This window comes from Roseovarius tolerans, from assembly GCF_028885395.1.
Taxonomy (GTDB): domain Bacteria; phylum Pseudomonadota; class Alphaproteobacteria; order Rhodobacterales; family Rhodobacteraceae; genus Roseovarius; species Roseovarius tolerans.
The window spans coordinates 1,100,343-1,125,463 of the sequence record NZ_CP118494.1; the positions used below are offsets into that span (position 1 = coordinate 1,100,343).

Below are 25,121 nucleotides of genomic sequence, written 5' to 3' on the forward strand. Positions count from 1 at the left end.
GGGCAGCGCAGGAAAGGGAGACGCATGTCGGTCGAAGCCCGCGAGGCAAGACAGCCGTGGATATTGCTTTCACCCGCCCTTGGGGCGGTGCTCTTTCTGCTGATCATCCCACTGATGTTCATCGTGGTCTATTCGTTCTGGCTGCGCTCGGCGATGGGTGCGGATCAGGTGGGGTTCTTTCTCGACAACTGGGAAAAGGCGCTGAGCGACCGGTTTTATCGCGACATCCTGCTGAACACGCTGAAGATCGCAGCGATCACCACGGTGATCTGCGGGCTGATGGGTTATCCGGCGGCCTATTTCATCGCGCGGTCCAAGGGCAACAAGATGATCCTGCTGCTTCTTTTGATGCTGCCGTTCTGGATCAGCTACATCATCCGCACGATGAGCTGGATCAATATCCTTGGCACGTCCGGCGCGCTCAACACCTTGTTGATGAGCCTCGGGATCATCGGCGAGCCGATGCAGATGCTCTATAACGAGGCGACTGTGATCCTCGGGCTCGTGCACTTCCTGCTGCCGTTCATGGTGCTGAATGTCTATGTCAGCCTGGAAGGGATCGACACCAATCTCGAAGACGCCGCCACCTCGCTCGGGGCGACCCGGTGGGAGGCGTTCACCCAAGTGACCCTGCCGCTGTCGCTGCCCGGTCTGGCGGCGGGCGGATTGCTGTGCTTCGTGCTGGGCGCGGGCACCTATATCACGCCGGTGATCCTTGGCGGGCCGACCGATGCGATGTTCGCTAACCTCGTGTTCGAGGCGATCATCACGCAATTGAACTGGCCGCTTGGCTCGGCGCTGTCGCTGCTGCTGCTGGCTGTGCTGGGCGTGCTGGTGGGCATCTACAACCGCTATCTCGGCATGGCGCAACTGGCCAAGGGGTTGGGCTGATGGGCTGGCAGGCGATCCGCATCTGGACCATTCTGGTCTATGGTTTCATGTTCCTGCCGGTGGCGGTGGTGGTGCTGTTGTCATTCAACGCCAATCAGTTCGGCAGTTTCCCGATGACCGGCATGTCGCTGCGCTGGTTCGAGGAATTGTGGAACAACGACGCGGTGATGCGCGCCTTTCGCACCTCGATCGTGCTGGGGCTGATGACGGCGGTGATCTCGACCACATTGGGCATCCTCGCGAGCCTTGCGCTGGTGCGCTACAAGATCCCCGGTCGCAACACGATCACCACGCTGCTGATCGCGCCCATTCTGGTGCCCGAGGTGGTTCTGGCGGTGGCGCTTTTGCTGTTTCTCAACTGGCTGGGCCTTGGCAAGAGTTTCGCTTTGCTGCTGGCGGGGCACGTCATCTTTACCCTGCCGTTCGTCATCCTCGTGGTGCAGGCGCGGCTGGTGTCGATCAAGCGCGACGTGGAAGAGGCGGCGCTCAGCCTCGGCGCCTCGCCGGTGCAGACATTTTTCTCGGTCACCCTGCCGCTCATGCTGCCTGCGGTGGCCGCCGGTGCGCTTTTTGCCTTCACTATCAGTTTCGACGACATCACCGGCACGCTCTTCTGGAAGCCGGGCGGGGTGGAGACCGTGCCGACGCAGATCTTTTCGATGCTGCGCAATTCGATCAGCCCGGAGATCAACGCGCTTGGCACGGTGATGATCGTGATGACCGTGGGCCTGCCACTGCTCGGTGCGGCGGTGGCCCGCAAACTCGCCATGAAAAGCGGCGCTTAAGAACCGCATTAACCCTCAACAAGGAGATATGAAAAATGGACAATACCAAACGTTATGAACGACTGCTGGAGCGCTATCGCAATGGCGATCTGGACCGGCGCAATTTTCTGGGGCTGATCGGGGCTGCGGGTCTCGCCTATGGTGTGCAGACGCCATTCGCCAAGTTCGCTCATGCGCAGGACGTCAAGCAGGTGCGGTTCGACGGCTGGGGCGGTGTCGTGTCCGAGGCGTTCCGCGAACATGCGTTCGAGCCTTACACCAAGGAGACCGGCATCGAAGTGGTGGACGGCACCTTTGCGGGCAGCGACGAGTATCTCGCGCAGGTGCGCTCCAGCCAGGAGGGCGAATACAACATCGCGCATCTGTCGGGCGTGTTCGATTACGCGCGCTACGTGAATTTCGGCCTGACGGTGGAGCTGAACCTCGACAACATCCCCAACATGTCGCTGGTGATGGATGCGCTGACCAGCGCGTTCCGGGGTGTGACGCCGGATTATCTCTCGGCGGTGCCCTATGACTATGGCACCACGGGGCTGGCCTATAACCGCAAGTATATCTCGGACGAGGAGATGAAGGAGAAAGGTGCCAGCATCCTGATCGACGAGGCCTACAAGGGCAAGATCGGCGGCTGGGGCGAATGGCGCACACGGATCTGGTACGGCGCGTTGCAGACGGGCCAAGACCCCAACAATATTCAGGATATGGAGGCCGTCTGGGACGCGATCCGCAGCCACCGCGATCTGGCGCTGAAATATTGGTCGTCGGGCGCGGAGTTGATGAGCCTGCTGGCCGAGGAAGAAATCTACGTGACCGAAGGCTGGTCGGGCCGCATCGCGGCGCTGCAGCAGCAGGGCCACGATATCGGCTATTACGACGCGCCCGGCAGCTTTGCCTGGCAGGAATGCCTGCACGTGCTCAAGGGCAGCCCGGTCGAGGCCTGCGAGGAACTCCTGAACTTCATGCTGGCGCCTGAGACCTCCATCGCCGTGGCCGAGGGGCAGAACTATCCGCCCGCGCTCGACGGCACCAAGGTCGATCTGGGTGACAAGATCCCCACCCTGCCGGCCTATGATCCGACCGGCACGCTCGACTCGCTCACCTTCGCCGATCCCAACTACTGGAACGGCAATGAGGCCGAGTGGTCCGAGACCTTCAGCCGCGTGCAGCGCGGCTACTGAGCGATCCAGCTCGCAAAGAGTGCCAAGGCCGTTCAAACGGCCTTGGTCACGCAATTTCGAAATTGCGTGCCCGCCGCCCCGCGCGGCCTCGCAACATAGGAGACCGCGATGAGCGCCGTCACCCTGCAAGACATCGTCAAGCGTTTCGGCAGTTTCACCGCCGTTCATCGCACCACGCTGGAAATTCCCGAGGGGGCGTTCGTCACGCTGCTGGGGCCTTCGGGCTGTGGCAAGACCACCAATTTGCGGATGATCGCCGGGCTGCTCGACCCGAGCGAGGGCGAAATCCTGATCGGGGGCAAACGCGTCAACGACGTGCCCATTCACAAGCGCAACCTTGGCCTCGTTTTTCAGAACTACGCGCTTTTCCCGCATAAGACCGTGGCCGAGAACGTGGCCTTCGGCCTGAAATACCGCGACGTGCCGAAATCCGAGATCCCGGCCAAGGTGCAGGCGGCGCTGGAACTGGTGCAATTGCCTAATGTCGGTGACCGCTATCCCAAGGAACTCTCGGGCGGTCAGCAACAGCGCATCGCGCTTGCCCGCGCCATCGTGATCGAGCCGGACGTGCTGCTTCTGGACGAGCCGCTTTCGGCGCTCGATGCCAACCTGCGCGAGGATATGCGCGTGGAGTTGAAGCGCATTCAGGAACGCATCGGCGTGACGACCGTTTTCGTCACCCACGACCAATCCGAGGCGCTCGCCATGTCCGATCTGATCGTGGTGATGTCCGAGGGGCGGGTGGAACAGGTCGGCAAGCCCGAAGAGGTGTATAACACGCCCGCCTCCGAATTCGTCGCCAATTTCCTCGGGGCGTCCAATATCACCGAGGCGAAATGTATCGAGCATGGCGCGAGCGTGGTGGTCGAGGATGCGACCTTTGGCAAGGTCACAGTGCCCGCCGCCAAGGCCCCGAACCTGACCGGCAAAGGCGCGGCCAAGCTGGTGGTGCGCGCCGAGAAACTGTTGCTGTCGAAAACCCAGGCCTCCGAGGGCGTGATCTCGGTGCCGGCCACCGTGGAAACCGTGGATTATCAGGGGCAGGCCGTGCGCTATTTCGTGCGTGCGGGCGATGCGCAACTGCAAGCCATCAACATGATCGACGAGCGCCCCTTTGCTGCTGGCGATGCGGTCCATCTGCACTTGCGGCCGCAGGATTGCGCGGCGCTTCCGGGATAAGACAATGAACGTGAAACCCTCTCACCTTTTCTATCAGGGGCGCGAGCGCAAGCCGGTGCTCGATCAGGCGCGCGGCGTTTATATGTGGGATGTGGATGGCAAGCGCTATCTGGACGGATCATCCGGCGCGATGGTCTGCAACATCGGCCATTCCAATGAGAACGTGCTTGAGGCGATGCGGCGTCAGATGGAGAAATCCACCTTTGGCTACCGCCTGCATTTCGAGACCGAGGCGTCGGAGAAGCTCGCCGCCAAGACCGCCGCGCTCTGCCCCGAAGGACTCAACCGCGTGTTCTTTGTCTCGGGTGGATCTGAGGCGGTGGAATCGGCGCTGAAACTGGCGCGTCAGTACGCGCTTGCCATCGGCGAGGGCAGCCGGTGGAAAATCATCAGTCGGGCGCCGTCCTATCATGGCTGCACTTTAGGGGCGCTTGCCGTCACGTCCTATGCGCCGCTGACAGAACCGTTTGCGCCGTTGATGCAGGCGATGCCAAAGATCCCCGCGCCGCGCGCTTACCTTGACGGGTTCGACCCCGAAGATGAGGCCACGGGCCACCATTACGCCGACATGCTGGAGGCAAAAATCGTGGAAGAAGGCCCGGACAGCGTCCTGGCATTCCTGGTGGAACCTATTGGTGGCGCGTCCACCGGCGCGCTGGTGCCGCCACGCGGTTACATGGAGCGGGTGCAAGAGATCTGTCGCAAACATGGCGTGCTGCTGATTTTGGACGAGGTGATGACGGGTGCGGGGCGCACCGGAAAATTCCTCGCTTCAGAGCATTGGGGACTGGCGCCGGATATCATCGTCATGTCCAAGGGTTTCGCCGCGGGCTATGTGCCGCTAGGGGCAATGGTGGCGCATGAACGGCTGGTCGAAGCGGTGCTGGATGCAGGCGGCTTCTTGCATGGCTACACCTATGCGGGCAACCCGCTGGCCTGCGCCGCCGGTCTGGCCGTGATCGACGAGATCGAGCGGCAGGATCTGGTGGGCAACGCGGCGCGGATGGGGGTGAAACTCAAGGAACGGCTGGAAGGTCTCATGCAGCGCTATGCCATCATCGGCGACGTGCGCGGCAAGGGGCTGCTCACGGCGTTCGAATTCATGGCCGACCGGGGCAGTAAGGCGCCGCTGCCGAAGCACCTGCAAGCCTTCAACCGGTTTGTGCAGATCGCCTATGACAAGGGGTTGATCGTCTATTCGCGGCGCACCCGCGACGGGGTGGAGGGCGATCATATCATCGTCGCGCCGCCGATGATCGTGACCGAGACGCATCTCGATGAGATCACCGAGGTGCTGGATGCCTCGCTGTCGCAGTTCACAGAGGAAATCCGCCCCGCGTTGGGCAAGGCGGTGTGATGCGCGAGATCATCATCACCTGCGCGCTCACCGGCTCTATCCACACGCCCTCGATGTCGCCGCACTTGCCGGTGACAGCCGACGAGATCGCAAAGGCGGGTGTCGAGGCCGCCGAGGCGGGCGCGTCGATCCTGCACCTGCATGCGCGCGACCCCGAGACGGGCAGGCCCTCGGCCGATCCCGACCATTTCCGCGCCTTCCTGCCGCGCCTCAAACAGGGCTGCGACGCGGTGCTGAACCTGTCCACGGGCGGCAGCGCGGTGATGACGCTTGATGAGCGTCTGGCCGCCCCGAAAGAGGCCGCGCCGGAAATGGCCTCGCTCAACATGGGCACGATGAATTTCGCCCTTTACCCGATGGCCGAGCGGATCACCGACTGGCAGCATGACTGGGAGCAGCCCTTTCTCGAAGGCTCCGATGATCTGGTGTTCAAGAACACCCCGCGCGACATCGCCCGCATCCTGACGGAGCTGGGACAGGAGCGTGGCGCGCGGTTCGAATTCGAATGCTACGATCTGGGCCATCTCTACATGCTGCGCCATTTCGCTGACCGGGGCCTGATCGAGGCGCCGTTCTTCATTCAGTTCGTCTTTGGCGTGCTGGGCGGCATGGGGCCGGAACCCGAAAACCTGAGCCACATGGTGCGCATCGCCGACAAGTTGTTCGGTGCGGATTACATGTTCTCGGTGCTGGCCGCGGGACGCCACCAGATGCCGATGGCGGCGCAGGCGGCGGCGATGGGCGGGCACGTGCGCGTTGGGCTGGAGGACAGCCTGACGATTGCGCGCGGCACGCTGGCGCGATCCAATGCCGAGCAGGTGGAGAAAGTGCGCGGCATTGTCGAGGCGATGGGGCGCGAGGTGGTGGATGCGGACGGCGCGCGCCGCCTCTTGCGCCTCAAGGGTGCGGACCGGACGGCGATCTGAGAGATGGTGACGGAGTTTCGCGCGGTCACGACAGAGGCGGATCTGGGTCTGCTGGACCGGGCCTTGCGGTCCCTCAGCCACGATCTGGGGGATCAGCATATGGCGGGACTCGACGCCTTGCGCGCCGGGCTGATGGGCGATACGCCAGCGGCTTACGGGCTTCTGGCAGTGGAGGGGGGCGTGATCGGTGCGGCGCTCTATAGTCCGGTGTTTTCCACTGCTCAGGGCGCGCCGGGGGTTTATGTCTCCGACCTCTGGGTCGATGCGGCGACACGGGGGCAGGGGACGGGGCGGCACCTGCTGGCCGAGGTGGCGCACCGGGCCGGGGTGCAGTGGGGCGCAACATGGATGACGCTGGCGGTCTACGGCCACAGCACCGCCTCACGCCGGTTCTATGAACGTCTCGGCTTTGCGCCGCAGGACCGTGTGACAAAGATGCGCCTGCCTCTGGCAGGGTTTGAGAGACTGAAGGGAGAGGGAAGATGAAGGCCATTTTCGACGACCGCCAGTGGAAACACGCGCCACAGCATTTCATGGCCAATGGCGTCATTCAGCCCAGCCCCGAACAGCCCGAGCGCATCGCGCGGCTGACCGATGGCGCGCGCAAGGCGGGCTGCGAGATGATCGCGCCCAAGGATGCCGGGCTAGGCCCGATCGCGGCGCTTCATTCGCCGGAGTATGTGACCTTTCTGCGCAATATCCACATCCGCTGGCAGCGCATCGAGGGTGGCGGGCCGGAGGTGATCCCCAACATCCACCCCGCCACGCGCGGCGACGGTTACCCCAAATCCGCCGTGGGGCAGGCGGGCTATCATCAGGCGGATACCGCCTGTCCCATTGGCGCAGGCACGTGGGAGGCCGCCTATTGGTCGGCGCAGAGCGCCGTCACCGGGGCCGATCTTGTCGCGGCAGGCGAGCGCGCCGCCTACGCCCTTTGCCGCCCGCCGGGGCATCATGCCTTTGGCGATCTGGCGGGCGGCTTTTGCTTTCTCAACAATGCCGCCATCGCCGCCGAACGCCTGCGTATGGCAGGACGGCGCACGGCGATCCTTGACGTGGATGTGCATCACGGCAACGGCACGCAGGGCATCTTCTACGACCGCGATGATGTGCTGACCGTGTCGATCCATGCCGACCCGGAACGGTTCTACCCGTTCTTCTGGGGCCATGCGTGCGAGCGCGGCGAGAGGCGTGGGATGGGCTACAACCTCAACCTGCCGCTGCCGCGCAAGACCGGCGATGACGACTATCTGAAGGTGCTGGATCGCGCGCTGGAAAGGATCGTGAATTTCGGGGCTGACGCGGTGGTGGTCGCCCTCGGCCTCGACGCCTATGAGGGCGATCCGTTTAAGGGGTTGGCCATCACCACGCCGGGCTTCGGGCGCATCGGTGCGGCCATTGCGGGCCTCGGGTTGCCCACGCTGTTCGTGCAGGAGGGGGGCTATCTCTGCGAGGAGTTGGGCCAGAACCTCACCGCCACGCTCACCGGGTTCGAGGGGGCGCGGCCATGAGCGATATAATAGTCATCGGCGGCGGCATCGCAGGGGTCAGTGCGGCCGCGGAGTGTGCCCGCGCCGGGGCACGCGTTTCGGTGCTGGAGAGCGAGCCTCAGATCGGCTATCACGCGACGGGCCGCTCTGCGGCGATCTTCATCCGCAACTATGGCAACGCCACGCTGCGCGCGCTAAACGCCGTGGCCGAACCGATTTTCGAGCAGCCGAGAGAGATCAGTGACAAGCCGATCCTCAGCCCCCGGGGCGAGTTGATGGTCGCCTCGGAAGAGGAACTGCCGGTGCTCGACGCCTATCTCGACGGGGCCGTGGGGGTCGAGCGACTGACCGGAAAGGAGGCCGCTGAGATCGTCCCCATCCTGCGCCCTGAGCGTATTGCGGGCGCGTTGATCGAACGCGACGCGCGCGGCATCGACGTGGATCTGTTGTTGCAGGGCTATGCAAGGATGCTGCGGGGGCGCGGGGGGCAGATCGTCACCGGCGCGCAGGTGCAGGCGCTGCGCCATGAGGCCGGGCAATGGCATGTCGAGACGGCACACGGTACCTTCACCGCGCCTACCATCGTCAACGCCGCCGGGGCATGGGCCGATGAGATCGCGGCGATGGCCGGTCTGCCGCGCTTCGGTCTGCAACCCTATCGCCGCTCCGCCGCGATCATCCCGGCGCCCGAGGGACAAGATACCGAGCATTGGCCGATCTTCGGCTCCATCGCCGAGACGTGGTACGCCAAGCCGGAGGCGGGCAAGCTGATGGTCTCGCCCGCCGACGAAGACCCGGTCGATCCGCATGATGCCTGGCCCGAGGACATGGTGCTTGCCGAGGGGCTGCACCGGTTCGAGCAGGCGGTGACGCATGAGGTGACGCGGCTGGAACATAGCTGGGCAGGCCTGCGCACCTTCGCGTCCGACCGCACACCGGTGGCGGGGTTCGATCCGCGCAGTACCGGCTTTTTCTGGCTGGCGGGGCAGGGCGGCTATGGCGTTCAGACCGCGCCCGCGCTATCGCAGTTCAGCGCCGCGCTGCTGACTGGCGGCGCACCCGTGCTCGACGCGGCCACCCGCGCCGCGCTCGCCCCCGACCGTTTTTGTTGATCCAACCGAAAGGACCCGCCCATGACCGAGATCACCCGTCACCACACCGGCCAGCGCATGAGCCAAATCGTCACCCATAACGGCACCGTCTATCTGGCCGGTCAGGTGGGTAATCCGGGCGACAGCGTCGCGGATCAGACCCGCACCTGCCTGGAGAAGGTCGAGACACTGCTGGCCGAGGCCGGGTCAGACGCCACGCGCATCCTGCAATGTGTGATCTGGCTGGCCGACATGGCTGATTTCGCCGAGATGAACAGTGTCTGGGATGCCTGGGTGCCCGAAGGCCACGCTCCCGCCCGCGCCTGTGGCGAGGCAAAACTGGCCACGCCCGAGTATAAGGTGGAACTGATCGTGACGGCGGCGCAAGGGTAAGCAGGACTGTCAGGCTCGCCACCGATTGCAAGTATACAGACTAACGGATGTACTTGATGAACGGCGTTAGCGTTCCGATCCGGTCATAGAGCTTGCGTGCCTGCGCGTTGAAGTCCTGCGTCAGCCAATAGACCGACGGACAGCCATCGGCATCGGCGCGGGCATAGACCGCCTCTATCAGCGCCCGCCCCACGCCTGTGCCGCGCGCTGCCGGGGCGGCAAAGAGATCCTGCAGGTAACACACCTTCTCCTCGCGCCAGTTGTGCGGATGGTAGATGTAATGCACCACCCCCACCGCGCGCCCGTTCCGCAGTGCGATCAGACCGTTCTGATCAGGATGCGCCGCCGAGGTCAGGCGCGCGAAGGTCACGTCATAGACCGTATCTGGCAGGGTGGTTTCGTAGAACGCCAGATAGTCGCGCCAGAGTGGCACCCATGCGGGTTTGTCCCCGGTTTCGACAGGGCGGATCTGCAGGGTCATGGCATATCTCCGGTTCAGGTCTTGTTGCGTAGCCTGCGCCAACCGCAGGGCAGAGACCAGACTGAATTCTCGCCGCGCCCCGGCATTTTTCCGCCGATCGGGTTGTCACCCGTTCATCGTTCCCCCACCTCTACCGGGCATTCCGCGCGGCCTGCGCGGGACGTCAGACCACGCAACAGGAGACTGATTTGACCTTCACAACCAAACTCGCGACGCTGCTCAGCGCCACGGCGCTCGCTCTTGCCACCCCGCTCGCCGCGCAGGAGACCGAGCAAAGCCTGCCGCAACCCGCCGAAATCGCCGCCGAGGATGTCACCGACGGCCAAGTTGAGGCCTTTGTCGATGCCATTCTCGCGGTCGAAGAGGTGCGCGACGAATACACGCCCCTGATCGAGGCCGCCGAGGACGAGGCAGCCCAGAAGGAACTCGTCGAGGAGGCCAATGAGGCCGCCTTCTCCGCCGTGGGCGAGGTCGAGAATATGGACGTGGACAGCTACGTCGCCATTGCGAATGCTGCCGGCGAAAGCGACGCGCTCAATCAGCGCATCATCGCTCGCATCTCCGAATTGCGCGAAGAGTAATCGGCATCGGGGCGGCGGATCACTCCGCCGCCACCGCGCGCGGATCGGCGAGCGTCACGATATCCATCATGATGGTGTTCAGCTCGAAATCCTTCGGCGTATAGACCCGCGCCACGCCCATTTCGCGCAGGCGGCGCGCATCGTCCTCGGGGATGATGCCGCCGACGATCACCGGCACATGCCCGAGGCCCGCATTGCGCATCCGTTCCATCAGGTCCTCCATCAGGGGCATGTGCGATCCTGACAGGATCGACAGGCCGACCACATGCGCGCCCTCGTCCTGTGCGGCGGTGACGATCTGTTCCGGCGTCAGACGGATGCCCTCATAGCCGATATCCATGCCGCAATCGCGGGCGCGGAAGGCGATCTGTTCGGCCCCGTTGGAATGACCGTCGAGCCCCGGCTTGCCGACGAGGAATTTCAGACGCCGCCCGAGGCTGTCGCTGACCGCATCCACCGCATCGCGGATCTCATCCAGCCCCTCGGTCATGTTCGAAGGGCTGCGCGAGACGCCGGTGGGGCCGCGATACTCCCCGTGAATGGCGCGCATCTGTTCGGCCCATTCGCCGGTGGTGACACCTGCCTTGGCTGCCGCGATGGAGGCGGGCATGATGTTCTCGTCGGCCTCTGCCGCCGCACGCAGATCGGCGAGCGCCTTTTTTACGGCCCCCGCGTCGCGCGCGCGCCGCCACTCTTCCAGCCGCCCGATCTGATCGGTCTCGACGGCCGCATCGACCACCATGATGCCACCATCCTCGGTCTGCAGCGGCGAGGGCTCGCCCTCCTGCCACTTGTTCACGCCGACGACCACGGTCTCATTGCGCTCGATCCGGCCGAGGCGTTCGGCGTTGCTGTCCACGAGCCGCGATTTCATGTATTCGATGGCCGAGACCGCGCCGCCCATGCTGTCCAGGTTGGCCAATTCATGCCGCGCGCCGTCTTTCAGCGCCTCGACCTTGGCATCCACCGCCGGGTTGCCCTCGAAGAGATCGTCGAATTCCAAGAGGTCCGTCTCATAGGCGAGGATCTGCTGCATCCGCATCGACCATTGCTGATCCCAGGGGCGCGGCAGGCCAAGCGCCTCGTTCCAGGCCGGTAGCTGGACCGCCCGCGCGCGGGCCTTTTTCGACAGCGTCACTGCCAGCATCTCGATCAGGATACGGTAGACGTTGTTCTCGGGTTGCTGCTCGGTCAGGCCGAGGGAATTGACCTGCACGCCATAGCGGAAGCGGCGGAACTTGGGGTCTTCGACGCCGTAACGCTCCTGCAAAATCTCGTCCCAGAGATCGACGAAGGCGCGCATCTTGCACATCTCGGTGACAAAGCGGATGCCTGCGTTGACGAAGAACGAAATCCTCCCGGCGAGGATCGGGAAATCCTCCTCCGGCACGCGCGGCTGCAACTCGTCCAGCACCGCCACGGCGGTGGCCAGCGCAAAGGCCAGTTCCTGCTCCGGCGTCGCCCCGGCCTCTTGCAGGTGGTAGGAACAGACATTCATCGGGTTCCATTTGGGCACGTGCTTGTAGCAATATTCGGCCACGTCGCCGATCATCCGCAGGCTCGGCTTGGGCGGGCAAATGTATGTGCCACGCGACAGATACTCCTTGATCAGATCGTTCTGCACCGTGCCTTGCAGGGCAGTGGTGTCTGCGCCCTGCTCCTCGGCCACAGCGATATAGAGCGACAACAACCAAGGTGCTGTGGCGTTGATCGTCATCGAGGTGTTCATCTGATCAAGCGGGATCTGATTGAAGAGCGCGCGCATGTCGCCCAGGTGGCAGACCGGCACGCCGACCTTGCCGACCTCACCCTTGGCGAGCACGTGATCGCTGTCATAGCCCGTTTGCGTCGGCAGATCGAAGGCCACCGAGAGCCCGGTCTGCCCGCGCGCGAGGTTCGAGCGATAGAGCGCGTTCGAGGCCTGCGCCGTCGAATGGCCCGCATAGGTGCGGATTAACCAGGGGCGATCTTTCTGCGTCTGCGACATGTACGGGCCTCGTGAATCAGGTTGCGCAATTTTCTTACGTTCCGCGCAATGTAATGGCAACAAACTGGCGCTGTCAATTCGCTGCATCGCGGCATATGCGCCGGTCCGGCGTCTTCGGGCTTTCTCCCGTCATCCTCTGGCTTGATCCGAGGATCTGCCAGCCAAGAGATCCTCTGGTCAAGCCAGAGGATGACGCCCAACACCAATAGGATAATGCGGCCCCCATTTACCGCCCCCGCGTTCCCTGCTTATCTGGTGCAATGACACAAACGGTCGACATGCCCCTTTGGGCGCTGCTCTTGTTGATCGCCTTCGCGGGCGTGACCTTTGCGTCGCATTTCCTCTTCCCCTCCGTCCGCTGGTTTGTTCGCCGCCGGATGGAGCGCGCCGTTGCCCGGCTCAACGAGAGGCTGGAGCGGCCCATCGAGCCGTTCAAGCTGGCGCGGCGCTATGACATGATCCAGCGGCTGATCTACGACCCTGAGGTCAGCCGCGCCATCGCCGAACATGCCCGCAAGGAAGGCATCCCCGAGAATGTCGCCTTCGAGAAGGCCAAGGGCTATGCGCGCGAGATCGTGCCGAGTTTTTCCGCCACCGCCTATTTCGGCATCGCCATAAAGCTGGCGAAATGGCTGAGCCGCGCGCTCTACCGGGTGCGGCTGGGGCATTTCGACGAGACGCTGAGCGGGATCGACCGCGATGCGACGGTGGTGTTCGTGATGAACCACCGCTCCAACATGGATTACGTGCTGGTGACGTGGCTGGCCGCCGAACGCTCGGCGCTGTCCTATGCCGTGGGGGAATGGGCGCGGGTCTGGCCGCTCAGCCGGCTGATCAAGGCGATGGGGGCCTATTTCATCCGTCGCAAGTCGCGCGGCGCGCTCTATCGCCGTGTTCTGGCGCGCTATGTCGGCATGGCCACCGATGGTGGCGTCACGCAGGCGATGTTCCCCGAGGGCGGGCTGAGCCTGAATGGCGGCTTGCAGGAACCGCGCCTTGGCCTGCTGAAATACCTTGTCGAGGAGCGTGAGGCGGGCGGGCGCGACGTGGTCTTTGTGCCCGTGGCGCTGAACTATGACCGGGTGTTCGAGGATCGGCTGCTGGTCGCCGCAGATCAGGCGGGCGGACGGCGCTTTCCGGCGCGGATCAGCGTGGTGGCGCAGTTCATCGTGAATCAGGGCTGGCTCAAGCTGCGGGGCAAATACCACCGGCACGGCTACGCCGCGGTCAGTTTCGGCGCGCCGATGTCACTGCGGTCCTATCAGGTGGATCACCCGGAAGGGGGCGTTGAGGGGCTGGCGCGGGCGCTGATGGCCAGGATCGGAGCCGAGGTGCCGGTGCTGCCGGTGCCCCTGGTGGCGCGCGCGCTGGTGCTGGCCGATGCACCGCTGAGCCGCGAGGCGCTGGATGCCCGCGTGGCGGAGATTTTGGAGGCGGCGCCGCGCGCCCATCTGCACCTGCCGCGCGACGATCTGGAATACGCGATCCGGTTCGGGATCACGGTTCTGCGCAAGCGTGGCATGATCGAGGAGCATCACGGGGCGTTCGTCGTCAACGAGACCGAGCGCCCGCTGCTGACGTATTATGCGTCCTCAATCGCCCATCTTTTTCGCGGGTGCAGCGGGGATTGAGCGATTTTGCTGCAATTGCTCGGTCATATAATTACAAAAATAGACCCAAAGCTATTGCAATATTACCGATCCATCAGTATCCCAAGGTCAGAGCGCCGCGATTCTGCACTGCGGCACGCGTTCACAGGAGGCTAGCATGGCTTTGGACAACGAGACGGGCATCGCGCCCTATGACGCACCTGAAAAAGACCTTTACGAGGTCGGCGAAATGCCCCCGCTCGGCTATGTGCCCAAGCATATGTATGCATGGGCAATCCGCCGCGAGCGGCATGGCGAGCCGGAAACATCGTTCCAGCAGGAGGTGGTCGATACATGGGAGATCGACAGCCACGAGGTGCTGGTTCTGGTGATGGCGGCGGGCGTCAACTATAACGGCGTCTGGGCCGGTCTCGGCCAGCCGATCAGCCCGTTCGACGGGCACGGCGCGGACTATCATATCGCCGGGTCCGACGCGGCGGGGATCGTCTGGAAAGTGGGCGAGAAGGTCAAGCGCTGGAAGGTCGGCGACGAGGTGGTTATCCATTGTAATCAAGACGATGGTGATGATGAGGAGTGCAACGGCGGCGATCCGATGTTCTCGCCCACGCAGCGGATCTGGGGCTACGAGACGCCGGACGGATCGTTCTCGCAGTTCACCCGCGTGCAGGCGCAGCAGCTCATGCCGCGCCCCAAGCATCTGACGTGGGAGGAAAGTGCCTGCTACACGCTGACGCTCGCCACCGCCTACCGGATGCTCTTTGGTCACGCGCCGCATGATCTCAAGCCGGGGCAGAATGTGCTGGTCTGGGGGGCGTCGGGTGGTCTGGGGTCTTACGCGATCCAGTTGGCGAACACGGCGGGCGCGAACGCCATCGGCGTCATCTCGGACGAGAGCAAGCGGCAGTTCGTTCTCGATCAGGGGGCCAAGGGTGTCATCAACCGCAAGGAGTTCAACTGCTGGGGACAACTGCCCACGGTGAACACGCCGGAATATAACGAATGGCTCAAGGAAGCGCGGAAATTTGGTAAGGCAATCTGGGACATAACCGGAAAAGGCGTCAGCGTTGACATGGTGTTCGAGCATCCCGGCGAGGCGACCTTTCCGGTCTCGTCTCTGGTGTGCAAGAAGGGCGGCATGGTGGTGATCTGTGCGGGGACCAGCGGGTTCAACTGCACCTTCGACGTGCGCTATATGTGGATGCATCAGAAGCGCCTGCAGGGCAGCCATTTCGCCCATCTCAAGCAGGCGGCGGCGGCCAACAAGCTGATGGTGGAGCGCCGTCTGGACCCTTGCATGTCCGAGGTTTTCCCGTGGGACGAGATTCCGCAGGCACATACCAAGATGCTGAACAACGAACACAAGCCGGGCAACATGGCGGTGCTGGTTCAGGCTCCGCGCACTGGGCTGCGCACGGTCGAGGATGTGATCGAGGCCGGTCGGGGCTAAGCCCGCGCACCGGATACAGAGAGGCCCGCGGGAGGTGTCCACCGCGGGCCTTTTTTCATGTCTGTATCGCGTCGGTATTCTGTCGGTATCGCGTCGGTGCGATATCAGAGCGCGAGATTGGGGATGATCTGCTTTTTGCGGGACATCACGCCGGGCAGGACCACGGCGTCGCCCGCCACGCTCGCGCCAAAGCTTTTCTCGGCGAGCGCCTTGACCAGATCGTTCGGCACCAGCAGCGTCGCCTCTTCATTCAGGATGTCCACCACGAACAGGAGCACCTGATCGACACCATCCTCGGCGGCGACGGTGGTCATGCTGTCCATCAGGCTCGTCTTGCGGTCGAGCACGGTGGCGGGGGCGGTGGTTTCCAGAACGCTGACGCGGAATTTCTTGCCGCCGACTTCGTATTCCTTGGAATCCATGCGCAGCAGTTCGGCGTCGGAAAAGGCCGACACGTCGGATTTCGCGGCGAACATCTCGGCGGCGTAGTCGGGGATCGAGATGCCCAGATCGGAGGCGAGGCTCTCGGCCACGGCGCGGTCATGGTCGGTCGTGGTGGGCGAGCGGAATTCGAGCGTGTCCGAAAGGATGCAGGTGAGTGCGGCGCCCTTGGCCCAATCGGGCATCTTCGCGGCGTCGTCGCCCATCAGGTCGACCATGATCGTCGCGGTGCACGCGAGCGGGCGCACGGTGATGTCGATCGGGCCTTTGGTTTCCAGCCCGCCGACCAGCTTGTGATGGTCGATGATCGCCTGCACGTCAGCGCCGTTGATGTTGGCGGGCAGTTCAGCCGGGTTGTTGGTGTCGACCACGACGCAGGCCTGACCATCCTCAACATCAGAGATGATGCGCGGCTTGGGCAGGTCCCATTTGCTCAGCAGGAAGGCGGCTTCGGTATTGGGCTCGCCCAGCAGGACGGCTTCGGCGTCGCCGCCCTTCACCTCGTTGAGATACCACGCCCAGAGGATCGGCGATCCGGTGGAATCGGTGTCGGGGGATTTGTGGCCGAAAACAAGAGTGGTCATGATGCGTGTCCTCAGTGATCGTGAATGCTTCGGCGCGCTTTATAGGGAGGTGCGCGGGGTTTGTCACCCGGCAATGCTGCACTGCGGCAAAGAGGGGGGCGATTCCGGTGCCCGCCTCTCGCATCGTCGCCCTCGGACGTGATCCGAGGGTCTCTCGGCCAAGAGATCCTCTGGTCAAGCCAGAGGATGACCGGGGAGGGGAGGCACAGGGGAGACGATCACAACAGATGGGGCGGGACAGTTCTGGCCTGGAGCGGGCGTTGAAGCCTGTCCGCGCGAAACGCACCGAAGGTGCTGCGCGATCGTCATACCAGAGGCATGCCTCCGGCATGACGCCGTCCCGCGGCCTGGCGATTTGATAGGGTGCGCAACGTGTTGAGTTTAGAATGACTTGGCTGGGATAAAGTACCCGCCACAAACGGCGCATCGCCAGTCCCCGGCCCTGCGATCACGCGGCACCTTCTACGGGTCATTCAATGACCGCTTCAAGTCGAATCCCGACCTTGACATCGGTTCGGCATCAGGCCGACCCGGCAGCCCTGATCCGACACCGACGATTTTCGCGACCAAGGGTGTTGACTCGGGGAGGCGCACTGCCTAGCTATCTCTCGTTAGCACTCGCCCGAGGGGAGTGCTAACGATCCCCGAGTAGGGATCAATAGGGAGTAACTTTGAGCCAAGGAGCCTCAGAGATGGCATTTAAACCGCTGCATGACCGCGTGCTTGTCCGCCGCGTTGAAAGCGAAGAGAAAACCGCCGGGGGCCTGATCATCCCCGAGACCGCCAAGGAAAAGCCCCAGCAGGGCCAGGTGGTGTCCGTCGGTGACGGCGCGCGCAAGGACAATGGCGAATTGATCGAGATGGCCGTGAAGGCCGGTGACACCATTCTGTTCGGCAAATGGTCGGGCACCGAGGTCACGATCGACGGCGAAGAGCTGCTGATCATGAAGGAAAGCGACATTCTGGGCATCATCGACGCCGATCAGGCTGCCAAGGCCGCCTGAACGCCGCGCTTCGTCTGACCCGGAACCCATAGAAATCAGGAGCATCTGAACATGTCTGCAAAAGACGTACGTTTTAACACCGACGCCCGCAACCGCATGCTGAAGGGCGTCAACACCCTGGCCGATGCGGTCAAGGTTACGCTCGGCCCCAAGGGCCGCAACGTGGTGCTGGAAAAGAGCTTTGGCTCGCCGCGCATCACCAAGGACGGTGTCTCTGTCGCCAAGGAAATCGAACTGGAAGACAAGTTCGAGAACATGGGCGCGCAGATGGTGAAAGAAGTCGCCAGCCGCACCAATGACGAGGCCGGCGACGGCACCACCACCGCGACCGTGCTGGCGCAAGCCATCGTGAAAGAGGGCGTCAAGGCCGTGTCCGCGGGCATGAACCCGATGGATCTCAAGCGCGGTATCGATCTCGCGACCACCAAGGTCGTCGAGCACATCAAGGCCGCGGCCCGCAAGGTCGAAAACTCCGACGAAGTTGCGCAGGTCGGCACCATTTCCGCCAATGGCGAAGCCGAAATCGGCCGTCAGATCGCGGATGCGATGCAGAAGGTCGGCAACGAGGGTGTCATCACCGTCGAAGAGAACAAGGGCCTCGAGACCGAGACCGACGTGGTCGAGGGCATGCAGTTCGACCGTGGCTACCTCAGCCCCTATTTCGTGACCAACTCCGACAAGATGATCGCGGAGCTGGATGACTGCCTGATCCTGCTGCACGAGAAGAAACTGTCGAGCCTCCAGCCGATGGTGCCGCTGCTCGAGCAGGTGATCCAGAGCCAGAAGCCGCTGCTGATCATCGCGGAAGACGTCGAAGGCGAAGCGCTTGCGACCCTCGTGGTCAACAAGCTGCGCGGCGGCCTCAAGATCGCGGCTGTCAAGGCACCGGGCTTTGGCGATCGTCGCAAGGCCATGCTGCAGGACATCGCGATCCTGACCGGTGGCCAGGTGATCTCGGAAGATCTCGGCATGAAGCTCGAGTCGGTGACCATGGACATGCTGGGCAGCGCCAAGACCGTCAACATCACCAAGGACGAAACCACCATCGTGGACGGCCATGGCGAGAAGGCGGAAATCGAGGCACGCGTCGCGCAGATCCGTCAGCAGATCGAGGACACCACCTCGGATTACGACCGCGAGAAGCTGCAGGAACGTGTGGCCAAGCTCGCTGGTGGTGTGGCCGTGATCCGCGTTGGCGGCATGACCGAAACCGAGGTGAAAGAGCGCAAGGACCGCGTCGATGACGCGCTGAACGCCACCCGCGCTGCCGTGCAGGAAGGGATCGTCGTCGGCGGCGGTGTCAGCCTTGTGCAGGGTGCCAAGTCGCTCGAAGGTCTGACCGGCGAGAACAGTGACCAGAACGCGGGCATCATGATCGTGCGTCGCGCGCTCGAAGCGCCGCTGCGCCAGATCGCCGAGAATGCCGGTGTCGACGGGTCGGTTGTTGCGGGCAAGATCCGCGAGAGCGAAGACCTCAAGTTCGGCTACAACGCGCAGACCGATGAATATGGCGACATGTTCAAGTTCGGCGTGATCGACCCGGCCAAGGTTGTCCGGACCGCGCTCGAGGATGCTGCCTCGATTGCCGGCCTCCTGATCACCACCGAGGCGATGGTGGCCGACAAGCCGCAAAAAGAAGGCGCCGGTGGCGGCGGCGGCATGCCCGACATGGGCGGCATGGGCGGCATGATGTAAATCATCCCCCGGCCTTTGGAGCCAAGGAAAGGGTCGCGCGCTGCGCGGCCCTTTCTCGTTGGGGGGCCGGAGTGTTGAGTATTTTCGGCAAGATGAAGGGGAGCGTCAGCCCTCTTGCACCAGAAGCGCGCGCAGCCCGCTGCGGTAGTCGGGGTGAATGAGGCGCACACCGAGATCGTCCTTGATGCGCCGGTTCGAGACGCGTTTCGATTCGGCGTAGAAGGAGCGGGCCATCGGGCTCATCTCCGCCTCGTCGAAGGGGATGGCGTCGGGCACGGCCACGCCCAGCAATTCGGCGGCATGGGCGATCACGTCCTGCGGCGGGGCGGGGTCGTCATCGCAGAGGTTGTAGGCGGTGCCGGGGCGGGGGGCCATGATCGAGGCCTCGAGCACCTGCGCGATATCGTCGACATGGATGCGGCTGAAGACCTGACCCGGCTTGATGATACGCCGCGCGGTGCCTTGGCGCACCTTCTCGAACGGGCCGCGCCCGGGGCCGTAGATCCCCGCGAGGCGAAAGATGTGCAGGGGCAGGCCGCGGATCGCCTGCCATTCGGTCTCGGCGGCGACGCGCAGGCGCCCGCGCTTGGTGGAGGGGGTGAGGGGGGTGTCTTCATCCACCCAGCCGCCCTGATGGTCGCCGTAGACCCCGGTGGTCGAGAGGTATCCAGCCCAGGTGAGGCGCGGCGCGAGGGTGGCGATCTCGGCGCGGTGGCGGGCGAGCACCGGGTCGCCGTCCTCGGTCGGGGCTACGGAACTGAGCAGGTGGGTCGCCTCATGCAGGGCGGGGGTGAGGTCATCGGTGCCCCAGAGGAGCGGGATGACGCCCTCGGCGCGCAGGGCGCGGGCTTTGCCTGCGTCGCGGGTGGTGCCGTAGATGCGCCAGCCCTGAGGCAGGAGCCGGGCGGCGAGGGCGCGGGCGCTATAGCCGTGGCCGAAGGAGAAAAGAACCTTGCTCATGCGCCCTTACATGGCGCGGGGCGGGTGGAATGGCAAGGTTTCGCCGGTGGTGATCATGTCGCTGGCGCGGGGCGACGCGGGCGGGCATTCTGGCGCAAAGTCATGTCGGAGCCGCAATGCCCCATCCCACGCGCCGCCTTGTGCTCGGTCTTCTGGCCAGCCTGCCGCTTGCCGCCTGTTCGACGCCGTCGGTCTCGACACGCAGCGCGCCCCATGATCCGCCGCTCTATCCCAACGAGACGCCGGAGTTGCGCCGTCTGATCAATCGCTATGCCGATCACTACGAGGTGCCGCGCAGCCTGGTGCACCGGCTGGCGATCCGCGAGAGCACGCATCGTCCGGGCGCGCGGAACGGGCCGTATTACGGGTTGTTGCAGATCCTTCCGCAGACCGCGCGCACGATGGGCCATCGCGGCCCGCCCGAGACATTGCTCGATGCCGAGACCAACCTGAAATACGGGGTGAAGTATCTGCGCGGGGCCTATCTGGTGGCGGGCGGCGATCCGGATGCCGCGATCGGCTGGTATGCGCGGGGCTATTATTACGAGGCCAAGCGCAAGGGGCTGCTGGTCGAGACCGGGTTGCGGTCTTGAGGGGCTTGAGCGGTCGTTGGATCAAAGCACCCGCGCGATACGCGGTCGAAGACCGCCGCGCATCGCCGGGCCGCCCCGACGGCACGGCGATATGGCAGCAACCTGCGCAACGCGTGGATGTTTTTCTGACTTGGCAGAGATAAAGTTCTGCCGAACGAGCGTTGGATCGCCGCACCGCGGCCCGTCGATGCGCGGCTCGCGTCAGCGGCTGAAACAGCCCATCTCCCTCCCTGCCTCAACTCGCGTAGTCCGAGCCTTCGGCGTCGAGCAGGGCCTTGATCTCCGACAGGTGCCGGTCGGCCTGTTCGGGGTAGCTCTCGATTTCCTCGGCGGTCTTGGCCGCGACCTCGTGCGACAGCACCCGCAGGGACCGCCCGGTCTGAAGCGCGCGGATGTAATTCTCCGCCGCGCGCTCAAAATAATAAAGCCGGTTGAACGTGTCGGCGACGGTGTCGCCGATCACCATCACGCCGTGATTGCCCATGATCATGACCTTCTGTTTCGGGTCGTGGAAGAGCCGCGCGCAGCGTTCGCCCTCATCCTCGAAGGCAAGCCCGCCATAGCCCTCATCGACGACGTGGCGGCCATAGAACATCGCGCCGTTCTGGTCGATGGGCGGCAGGCGGCTGTCGGCGAGGCTCGCCAGAACGGTGGCATGGGTCGAATGCACATGCATCGCACAGCGCGCATGGGCGCAGTGCCGGTGCAGCCCGCCATGCAGCCCCCATGCGGTGGGGTCGGGGGCGTCCGGCCCCTCCAGCGTCTCGGGGTCGTTGGCATCGACCACGATCAGGTCGCTCGCCCGGATGCGGGCGAAATGCATCTGGTTGGGGTTCATCAGAAAGCGCGTGCCATCCTCGTTGATCGAGAGGCTGAAATGATTGGCCACCGCCTCGTGCATGTTCAGCCGCGCGGTCCAGCGGAAGGCGGCGGCAAGATCGACCCGCTCCTGCCAATGCTCTATGTTGGGTTTCAGGCTGGTCACGCTCATGTCGCTGTCCTTTCATTATCGGTGAGGGGCCGCGAGGCCACCCAGGCATAGCCGTTTTCGCACAGAATGCAGCATTCGCGCAGCCCGTGCGGCTTGTTGGTGGGGGCTTGCAGGATCATCCCGCCCGCATCTTCGGCGCGGGCGGCGGCGATGTCGGGGTCGCTGTCGAACATGTGCAATGACGCGCCCGCGCCGCGCGGCGGGGTCTCGGGCACAAGGCCAAGCAGCGGATGGCTGCCATAGGTGTGATCGGCATGCAGCTGGATCAGGTGGCCATGATAGGCGATGATCGCGAAATCGCCGCTGACGCGGTGCGGCACCGCGCCGAAGACCTCCGCAAGGAATGCCGCCTGCGCGGGCACGTCGCGCACGAGGATGTTGAGACCAAAGCCGCGCAGGCTGGCCCCGAAATCCTCTGGGGTGACGGTCTCAAGATCCATGGTACACCTCGCTTTGCCTCGCAGCTTGATCGTGCGCTTGGCCCGTGTCAACGTGTGCCCTCTGACCGAGCACAGGACGCGCGCATGAGCCCCAACGACCCGACCGACCCGATCCTTCCGCCCGACCTGCCGGGGACTGAGGCGTTCACCGATGCCCGCGCGGCGGTGGATCGGCTTTGCCTGCTTTACGACGGCGCGACGCGGCATTTGTGCGACGCTTTCGCGCGCGCCCTCAAGGGTGATGTCCCGGCGCGGCGGGTGCGGGCGTTTTACCCCGAGATTCGCCTGACCACGACCACCTATGCCAAGATCGACAGCCGGTTGAGTTTCGGCCATGTCTCCTATCCCGGCACCTATGGTGCGACGATCTCTCGGCCCGATCTCTTTCGCGCCTATCTGGAACAGCAGATCGAATTGCTGATGGAGAACCACGGCGTGCCGGTCTCGATCGGCGTTTCGGACACGCCGATGCCGGTGCATTTCGCGGTGGCCAATGACGCCGCCCTGACCGTGCCACAGGAAGGCGCGGCGGAGTTCACCTTGCGCGATTATTTCGACGTGCCGGACCTGGCGACCACCAATGACGATATCGTCAACGGCACATGGGAGCGGGGGGCGGATGGCATTGCACCGCTGGCGCCGTTCACCGCGCAACGGGTGGATTACTCATTGGCGCGGCTGGCGCATTACACCGCGACCGACCCGGAGCATTTCCAGAATTACGTGCTGTTCACCAACTACCAGTTCTACGTCTCGGAATTCGAGGGGTTCGCGCGCCGGATGCTGGCCGATGAGACAAGCGGCTACACCGCCTTTGTCAGCACCGGCAATGCCGAGATCACCACGCCCGATGCAGCCCTGCCGATGCCAGCCCGGCTGCCGCAGATGCCGACCTATCACCTCAAGCGCGCCGACGGGTCGGGGATCACGCTGGTCAATATCGGGGTGGGCCCGTCGAATGCCAAGACAGCGACCGATCACATCGCGGTGCTGCGCCCGCATGCCTGGGTGATGGTCGGGCATTGCGCGGGGCTGCGCAATTCGCAATCGCTGGGCGACTTCGTGCTGGCGCATGCCTATTTGCGCGAGGATCGCGTGCTCGATGCCGATCTGCCCGCCTGGGTGCCTATTCCGGCGCTGGCGGAAATCCAGATCGCGTTGCAGGAGGCGGTGGCGGAGGAGACCCAGCTTGACGGGTTCGACCTCAAGCGGGTGATGCGCACGGGCACCGTGGCGAGCGTCGACAATCGCAACTGGGAGTTGCGCGACCAGTCCGGCCCGGTGCAGCGCCTGAGCCAGTCGCGCGCCATCGCGCTCGACATGGAAAGTGCCACGATCGCGGCCAACGGATTTCGCTTCCGGGTGCCCTATGGCACGTTGCTTTGCGTTTCCGACAAACCCCTTCAGGGCGAGTTGAAACTGCCCGGCATGGCCTCGGATTTCTACAAATCGCAGGTCTCACGGCACCTGATGATCGGGATTCGCGCGATGGAATCACTGCGCCAGATGCCGCTCTCTCGCATCCACAGTCGCAAATTGCGTAGCTTTGAAGAGACGGCATTCCTGTGAACCGACAGAAATCCGCACAAAATCCGCCGAAAACGCTTGCTTTTGGCCACTAGGCGTTGTGTTTAGCCACATCATAGCGTTAAATCACGCCCATGAGGCCCAAGAGACGGGCAGTTGAAGGAGACCAAGAAATGGCAAAACCAATGACCAAAACCCAGCTCGTCGCCGCTCTGGCCGAGGAAATGGGCAGTGACAAGAAATCCGCAAGCGCGGCCCTAGACGCCGTGGTCAACGTGATCACCAAGGAAGTGTCCGGCGGCGGTGCCGTGACCCTGCCGGGCGTCGGCAAGATCTACTGCCGCGAGCGCCCCGAGCGCATGGTGCGCAACCCCGCCACCGGCGAGCAGATGAAGAAAGAGGCCGACAAGGTGGTGAAGATGACCATCGCCAAGGCGCTCAAGGACAGCGTCAACGGCTGATCCGCTCTTTCGAGTTTTTTGCAAAGGGTCGCCCATCGGGCGGCCCTTTCGCGTATCCGGGGCACGGTGAGGCCCGGTGATGCCGGGTTGCGCCTGTCCGGGAAATCCACAATGGTCGCGGCGGCATATGGCACGGGGCAGGGCATGGATATTCGCGCGATACTGATGGGGCTGGCCTTTGCGGTGATGTGGTCCTCGGCCTTCACCTCGGCGCGGATCATCGTGGCCTCGGCGCCGCCGCTGACGGCGCTCAGCCTGCGGTTCTTCATTTCCGGCCTTCTCGGGGTGCTGATCGCCCGTGCCCTAGGGCAAAGCTGGCAGCTGACGCGCGGGCAATGGCGGGCCACGGTGATTTTCGGGCTGTGCCAGAACACGCTCTATCTGGGGCTCAACTTCGTCGCCATGCAGACCATCGAAGCGGGGCTTGCGGCGATCATCGCCTCGACCATGCCGCTCATGGTCGGGCTGGCGGGCTGGCTGATCTTTCGCGAGCGGATCGGCTGGATGGGGATGCTGGGCCTTGTCGCAGGCGTGATCGGTGTGGCGATCATCATGGGCGCAAGATTGCAGGGCGGTGTGGACCTCTACGGTCTCGGGCTGTGCGTTGCGGGTGTGATCGCGCTGACCTTTGCCACGCTGGCGGTGCGCGGGGCCACGTCAGGTGGCAATTTCCTGATGATCGTCGGCTTGCAGATGCTGGTGGGCAGCGCGGGGCTCGCGGTGGGGGCGGCGGCGATGGAGACCATCGAGGTCACATGGTCGTGGCAGTTGATCGCCGCCTTTGCTTATACCACGCTGGTGCCGGGGCTGGCGGCGACGCTGGTCTGGTTCTGGCTGGTCAACCGGATCGGGGCGACCAAGGCCGCGACGTTTCACTTTCTGAACCCGTTCCTCGGGGTGGCGATCGCGGCCCTTGTCCTGAGCGAGCGGCTTGGCCCGCAGGACCTGATCGGGGTGGCGGTGATCATGGGCGGCATTCTGGCGGTGCAGCTGTCGCGGCAGCGCCGGGTCTGAGCGACCGGAATCTTT

Annotated in this window: 25 protein-coding genes; 19 read left to right on the forward strand and 6 right to left on the reverse strand. The window is 64.0% G+C overall.

All coding sequences use genetic code 11. From position 1 onward, the window contains the following. The first annotated feature begins 24 nt into the window (after nt 1–24). The 10 genes from PVU19_RS05405 to PVU19_RS05450 all read left to right on the forward strand — a co-directional run bounded on the left by PVU19_RS05405 (nt 25) and on the right by PVU19_RS05450 (nt 9,290). Nucleotides 25–891 carry an ABC transporter permease gene (locus PVU19_RS05405; protein ID WP_050660979.1) on the forward strand — a complete coding sequence of 289 codons (867 nt, stop codon included), beginning with the start codon at nt 25–27 and terminating at the stop codon, nt 889–891. After that, nucleotides 891–1,676 (forward strand): ABC transporter permease, encoded by a 786-nt coding sequence (locus PVU19_RS05410; RefSeq protein WP_050660980.1) that lies wholly within the window; start codon nt 891–893, stop codon nt 1,674–1,676. Before PVU19_RS05405 ends, PVU19_RS05410 begins: the two co-directional genes overlap by 1 nt. Nucleotides 1,677–1,711: 35 nt before the next feature. Further along, the gene (locus tag PVU19_RS05415) at nt 1,712–2,854 is read left to right on the forward strand and encodes an ABC transporter substrate-binding protein (RefSeq protein WP_050660981.1); all 1,143 of its coding nucleotides are present in this window, start codon (nt 1,712–1,714) and stop codon (nt 2,852–2,854) included. A 108-nt stretch (nt 2,855–2,962) separates the two neighbouring features. Beyond that, a complete protein-coding gene (locus PVU19_RS05420; RefSeq protein ID WP_050660982.1) occupies nt 2,963–4,033 on the forward strand; it encodes an ABC transporter ATP-binding protein in 1,071 nt (356 codons plus the stop codon). Between the two features lie 4 nt (nt 4,034–4,037). Next, on the forward strand, nt 4,038–5,390 hold the full coding sequence (locus tag PVU19_RS05425; protein WP_050660983.1) for an aminotransferase family protein: 1,353 nt from the start codon (nt 4,038–4,040) through the stop codon (nt 5,388–5,390). Continuing rightward, nucleotides 5,390–6,316 carry a 3,5-dioxohexanoate:acetyl-CoA acetone transferase gene (gene kce, locus PVU19_RS05430; RefSeq protein ID WP_050660984.1) on the forward strand — a complete coding sequence of 309 codons (927 nt, stop codon included), beginning with the start codon at nt 5,390–5,392 and terminating at the stop codon, nt 6,314–6,316. The genes PVU19_RS05425 and kce overlap by 1 nt, the downstream gene beginning before the upstream one ends. 3 nt (nt 6,317–6,319) lie before the next feature. Continuing rightward, on the forward strand, nt 6,320–6,802 hold the full coding sequence (locus PVU19_RS05435; protein WP_050660985.1) for a GNAT family N-acetyltransferase: 483 nt from the start codon (nt 6,320–6,322) through the stop codon (nt 6,800–6,802). After that, nucleotides 6,799–7,827, forward strand: coding sequence for a histone deacetylase family protein (locus tag PVU19_RS05440; protein ID WP_050660986.1), 1,029 nt, complete (start codon nt 6,799–6,801; stop codon nt 7,825–7,827). The genes PVU19_RS05435 and PVU19_RS05440 overlap by 4 nt, the downstream gene beginning before the upstream one ends. Next, the gene (locus tag PVU19_RS05445; RefSeq protein WP_050660987.1) at nt 7,824–8,918 is read left to right on the forward strand and encodes an NAD(P)/FAD-dependent oxidoreductase; all 1,095 of its coding nucleotides are present in this window, start codon (nt 7,824–7,826) and stop codon (nt 8,916–8,918) included. The genes PVU19_RS05440 and PVU19_RS05445 overlap by 4 nt, the downstream gene beginning before the upstream one ends. A 21-nt stretch (nt 8,919–8,939) precedes the next feature. Next, nucleotides 8,940–9,290: a RidA family protein gene (locus PVU19_RS05450; RefSeq protein WP_050660988.1), complete on the forward strand. Its 351-nt coding sequence runs from the start codon at nt 8,940–8,942 to the stop codon at nt 9,288–9,290. A gap of 40 nt (nt 9,291–9,330) precedes the next feature. Here PVU19_RS05450 and PVU19_RS05455 read toward each other — a convergent pair whose 3' ends face one another. Then, nucleotides 9,331–9,771 (reverse strand): GNAT family N-acetyltransferase, encoded by a 441-nt coding sequence (locus PVU19_RS05455; RefSeq protein ID WP_050660989.1) that lies wholly within the window; start codon nt 9,769–9,771, stop codon nt 9,331–9,333. Nucleotides 9,772–9,959: 188 nt separating this feature from the next. Here PVU19_RS05455 and PVU19_RS05460 point away from each other — a divergent pair, with 188 nt between their 5' ends. After that, entirely contained in the window at nt 9,960–10,352 is a 393-nt protein-coding gene (locus PVU19_RS05460; protein ID WP_050660990.1) for a DUF4168 domain-containing protein, read from the forward strand. Nucleotides 10,353–10,371: 19 nt separating this feature from the next. Here the strand turns inward: PVU19_RS05460 and PVU19_RS05465 are convergent, their stop codons facing one another. Then, on the reverse strand, nt 10,372–12,339 hold the full coding sequence (locus PVU19_RS05465; RefSeq protein WP_050660991.1) for a protein meaA: 1,968 nt from the start codon (nt 12,337–12,339) through the stop codon (nt 10,372–10,374). Between the two features lie 260 nt (nt 12,340–12,599). Between PVU19_RS05465 and PVU19_RS05470 the strand changes: the two genes are divergently transcribed. Both PVU19_RS05470 and ccrA read left to right on the forward strand, forming a co-directional pair. Continuing rightward, entirely contained in the window at nt 12,600–13,970 is a 1,371-nt protein-coding gene (locus tag PVU19_RS05470; RefSeq protein ID WP_050660992.1) for a 1-acyl-sn-glycerol-3-phosphate acyltransferase, read from the forward strand. Between the two features lie 136 nt (nt 13,971–14,106). Continuing rightward, nucleotides 14,107–15,396 (forward strand): crotonyl-CoA carboxylase/reductase, encoded by a 1,290-nt coding sequence (gene ccrA, locus PVU19_RS05475; protein ID WP_050660993.1) that lies wholly within the window; start codon nt 14,107–14,109, stop codon nt 15,394–15,396. Between the two features lie 104 nt (nt 15,397–15,500). Here ccrA and PVU19_RS05480 read toward each other — a convergent pair whose 3' ends face one another. Further along, entirely contained in the window at nt 15,501–16,421 is a 921-nt protein-coding gene (locus tag PVU19_RS05480; protein WP_050660994.1) for a manganese-dependent inorganic pyrophosphatase, read from the reverse strand. 692 nt (nt 16,422–17,113) lie between these two features. Between PVU19_RS05480 and groES the strand changes: the two genes are divergently transcribed. Both groES and groL read left to right on the forward strand, forming a co-directional pair. After that, entirely contained in the window at nt 17,114–17,425 is a 312-nt protein-coding gene (gene groES / locus PVU19_RS05485; protein ID WP_050660995.1) for a co-chaperone GroES, read from the forward strand. A gap of 51 nt (nt 17,426–17,476) precedes the next feature. Continuing rightward, a complete protein-coding gene (gene groL / locus PVU19_RS05490; RefSeq protein WP_050660996.1) occupies nt 17,477–19,120 on the forward strand; it encodes a chaperonin GroEL in 1,644 nt (547 codons plus the stop codon). Nucleotides 19,121–19,225: 105 nt separating this feature from the next. Here the strand turns inward: groL and PVU19_RS05495 are convergent, their stop codons facing one another. Further along, nucleotides 19,226–20,080, reverse strand: coding sequence for an SDR family oxidoreductase (locus PVU19_RS05495; protein WP_050660997.1), 855 nt, complete (start codon nt 20,078–20,080; stop codon nt 19,226–19,228). A gap of 116 nt (nt 20,081–20,196) precedes the next feature. Between PVU19_RS05495 and PVU19_RS05500 the strand changes: the two genes are divergently transcribed. Next, complete coding sequence (locus PVU19_RS05500; RefSeq protein ID WP_050660998.1) at nt 20,197–20,673, forward strand: transglycosylase SLT domain-containing protein; 477 nt, start codon at nt 20,197–20,199, stop codon at nt 20,671–20,673. A 235-nt stretch (nt 20,674–20,908) separates the two neighbouring features. On the opposite strand, the gene PVU19_RS05505 is transcribed toward PVU19_RS05500, so the two are convergent. Continuing rightward, on the reverse strand, nt 20,909–21,664 hold the full coding sequence (locus PVU19_RS05505) for a class II aldolase and adducin N-terminal domain-containing protein (RefSeq protein ID WP_050660999.1): 756 nt from the start codon (nt 21,662–21,664) through the stop codon (nt 20,909–20,911). Continuing rightward, a complete protein-coding gene (locus PVU19_RS05510; protein WP_050661000.1) occupies nt 21,661–22,104 on the reverse strand; it encodes a VOC family protein in 444 nt (147 codons plus the stop codon). Before PVU19_RS05510 ends, PVU19_RS05505 begins: the two co-directional genes overlap by 4 nt. 84 nt (nt 22,105–22,188) lie before the next feature. On the opposite strand from PVU19_RS05510, the gene PVU19_RS05515 reads away from it, so the two are divergent. From PVU19_RS05515 to PVU19_RS05525, 3 genes are all read left to right on the forward strand, one after another. Beyond that, the gene (locus PVU19_RS05515; protein ID WP_050661001.1) at nt 22,189–23,673 is read left to right on the forward strand and encodes an AMP nucleosidase; all 1,485 of its coding nucleotides are present in this window, start codon (nt 22,189–22,191) and stop codon (nt 23,671–23,673) included. Nucleotides 23,674–23,804: 131 nt separating this feature from the next. Then, entirely contained in the window at nt 23,805–24,092 is a 288-nt protein-coding gene (locus PVU19_RS05520; protein WP_050661002.1) for an HU family DNA-binding protein, read from the forward strand. Between the two features lie 144 nt (nt 24,093–24,236). Further along, complete coding sequence (locus tag PVU19_RS05525; protein ID WP_050661150.1) at nt 24,237–25,106, forward strand: DMT family transporter; 870 nt, start codon at nt 24,237–24,239, stop codon at nt 25,104–25,106. The last annotated feature ends 15 nt before the right edge of the window (nt 25,107–25,121 follow it).

Coding starts and splice junctions, on each gene's coding strand:
- PVU19_RS05405 (WP_050660979.1), top strand. CDS start 25: ATGTCGGTCGAAGCCCGCGAGGCAAGACAGCCGTGGATATTGCTTTCA.
- PVU19_RS05410 (WP_050660980.1), top strand. CDS start 891: ATGGGCTGGCAGGCGATCCGCATCTGGACCATTCTGGTCTATGGTTTC.
- PVU19_RS05415 (WP_050660981.1), top strand. CDS start 1,712: ATGGACAATACCAAACGTTATGAACGACTGCTGGAGCGCTATCGCAAT.
- PVU19_RS05420 (WP_050660982.1), top strand. CDS start 2,963: ATGAGCGCCGTCACCCTGCAAGACATCGTCAAGCGTTTCGGCAGTTTC.
- PVU19_RS05425 (WP_050660983.1), top strand. CDS start 4,038: ATGAACGTGAAACCCTCTCACCTTTTCTATCAGGGGCGCGAGCGCAAG.
- kce (WP_050660984.1), top strand. CDS start 5,390: ATGCGCGAGATCATCATCACCTGCGCGCTCACCGGCTCTATCCACACG.
- PVU19_RS05435 (WP_050660985.1), top strand. CDS start 6,320: ATGGTGACGGAGTTTCGCGCGGTCACGACAGAGGCGGATCTGGGTCTG.
- PVU19_RS05440 (WP_050660986.1), top strand. CDS start 6,799: ATGAAGGCCATTTTCGACGACCGCCAGTGGAAACACGCGCCACAGCAT.
- PVU19_RS05445 (WP_050660987.1), top strand. CDS start 7,824: ATGAGCGATATAATAGTCATCGGCGGCGGCATCGCAGGGGTCAGTGCG.
- PVU19_RS05450 (WP_050660988.1), top strand. CDS start 8,940: ATGACCGAGATCACCCGTCACCACACCGGCCAGCGCATGAGCCAAATC.
- PVU19_RS05455 (WP_050660989.1), bottom strand. CDS start 9,771: ATGACCCTGCAGATCCGCCCTGTCGAAACCGGGGACAAACCCGCATGG.
- PVU19_RS05465 (WP_050660991.1), bottom strand. CDS start 12,339: ATGTCGCAGACGCAGAAAGATCGCCCCTGGTTAATCCGCACCTATGCG.
- PVU19_RS05470 (WP_050660992.1), top strand. CDS start 12,600: ATGACACAAACGGTCGACATGCCCCTTTGGGCGCTGCTCTTGTTGATC.
- ccrA (WP_050660993.1), top strand. CDS start 14,107: ATGGCTTTGGACAACGAGACGGGCATCGCGCCCTATGACGCACCTGAA.
- PVU19_RS05480 (WP_050660994.1), bottom strand. CDS start 16,421: ATGACCACTCTTGTTTTCGGCCACAAATCCCCCGACACCGATTCCACC.
- groES (WP_050660995.1), top strand. CDS start 17,114: ATGGCATTTAAACCGCTGCATGACCGCGTGCTTGTCCGCCGCGTTGAA.
- groL (WP_050660996.1), top strand. CDS start 17,477: ATGTCTGCAAAAGACGTACGTTTTAACACCGACGCCCGCAACCGCATG.
- PVU19_RS05495 (WP_050660997.1), bottom strand. CDS start 20,080: ATGAGCAAGGTTCTTTTCTCCTTCGGCCACGGCTATAGCGCCCGCGCC.
- PVU19_RS05500 (WP_050660998.1), top strand. CDS start 20,197: ATGCCCCATCCCACGCGCCGCCTTGTGCTCGGTCTTCTGGCCAGCCTG.
- PVU19_RS05505 (WP_050660999.1), bottom strand. CDS start 21,664: ATGAGCGTGACCAGCCTGAAACCCAACATAGAGCATTGGCAGGAGCGG.
- PVU19_RS05510 (WP_050661000.1), bottom strand. CDS start 22,104: ATGGATCTTGAGACCGTCACCCCAGAGGATTTCGGGGCCAGCCTGCGC.
- PVU19_RS05515 (WP_050661001.1), top strand. CDS start 22,189: ATGAGCCCCAACGACCCGACCGACCCGATCCTTCCGCCCGACCTGCCG.
- PVU19_RS05520 (WP_050661002.1), top strand. CDS start 23,805: ATGGCAAAACCAATGACCAAAACCCAGCTCGTCGCCGCTCTGGCCGAG.
- PVU19_RS05525 (WP_050661150.1), top strand. CDS start 24,237: ATGGATATTCGCGCGATACTGATGGGGCTGGCCTTTGCGGTGATGTGG.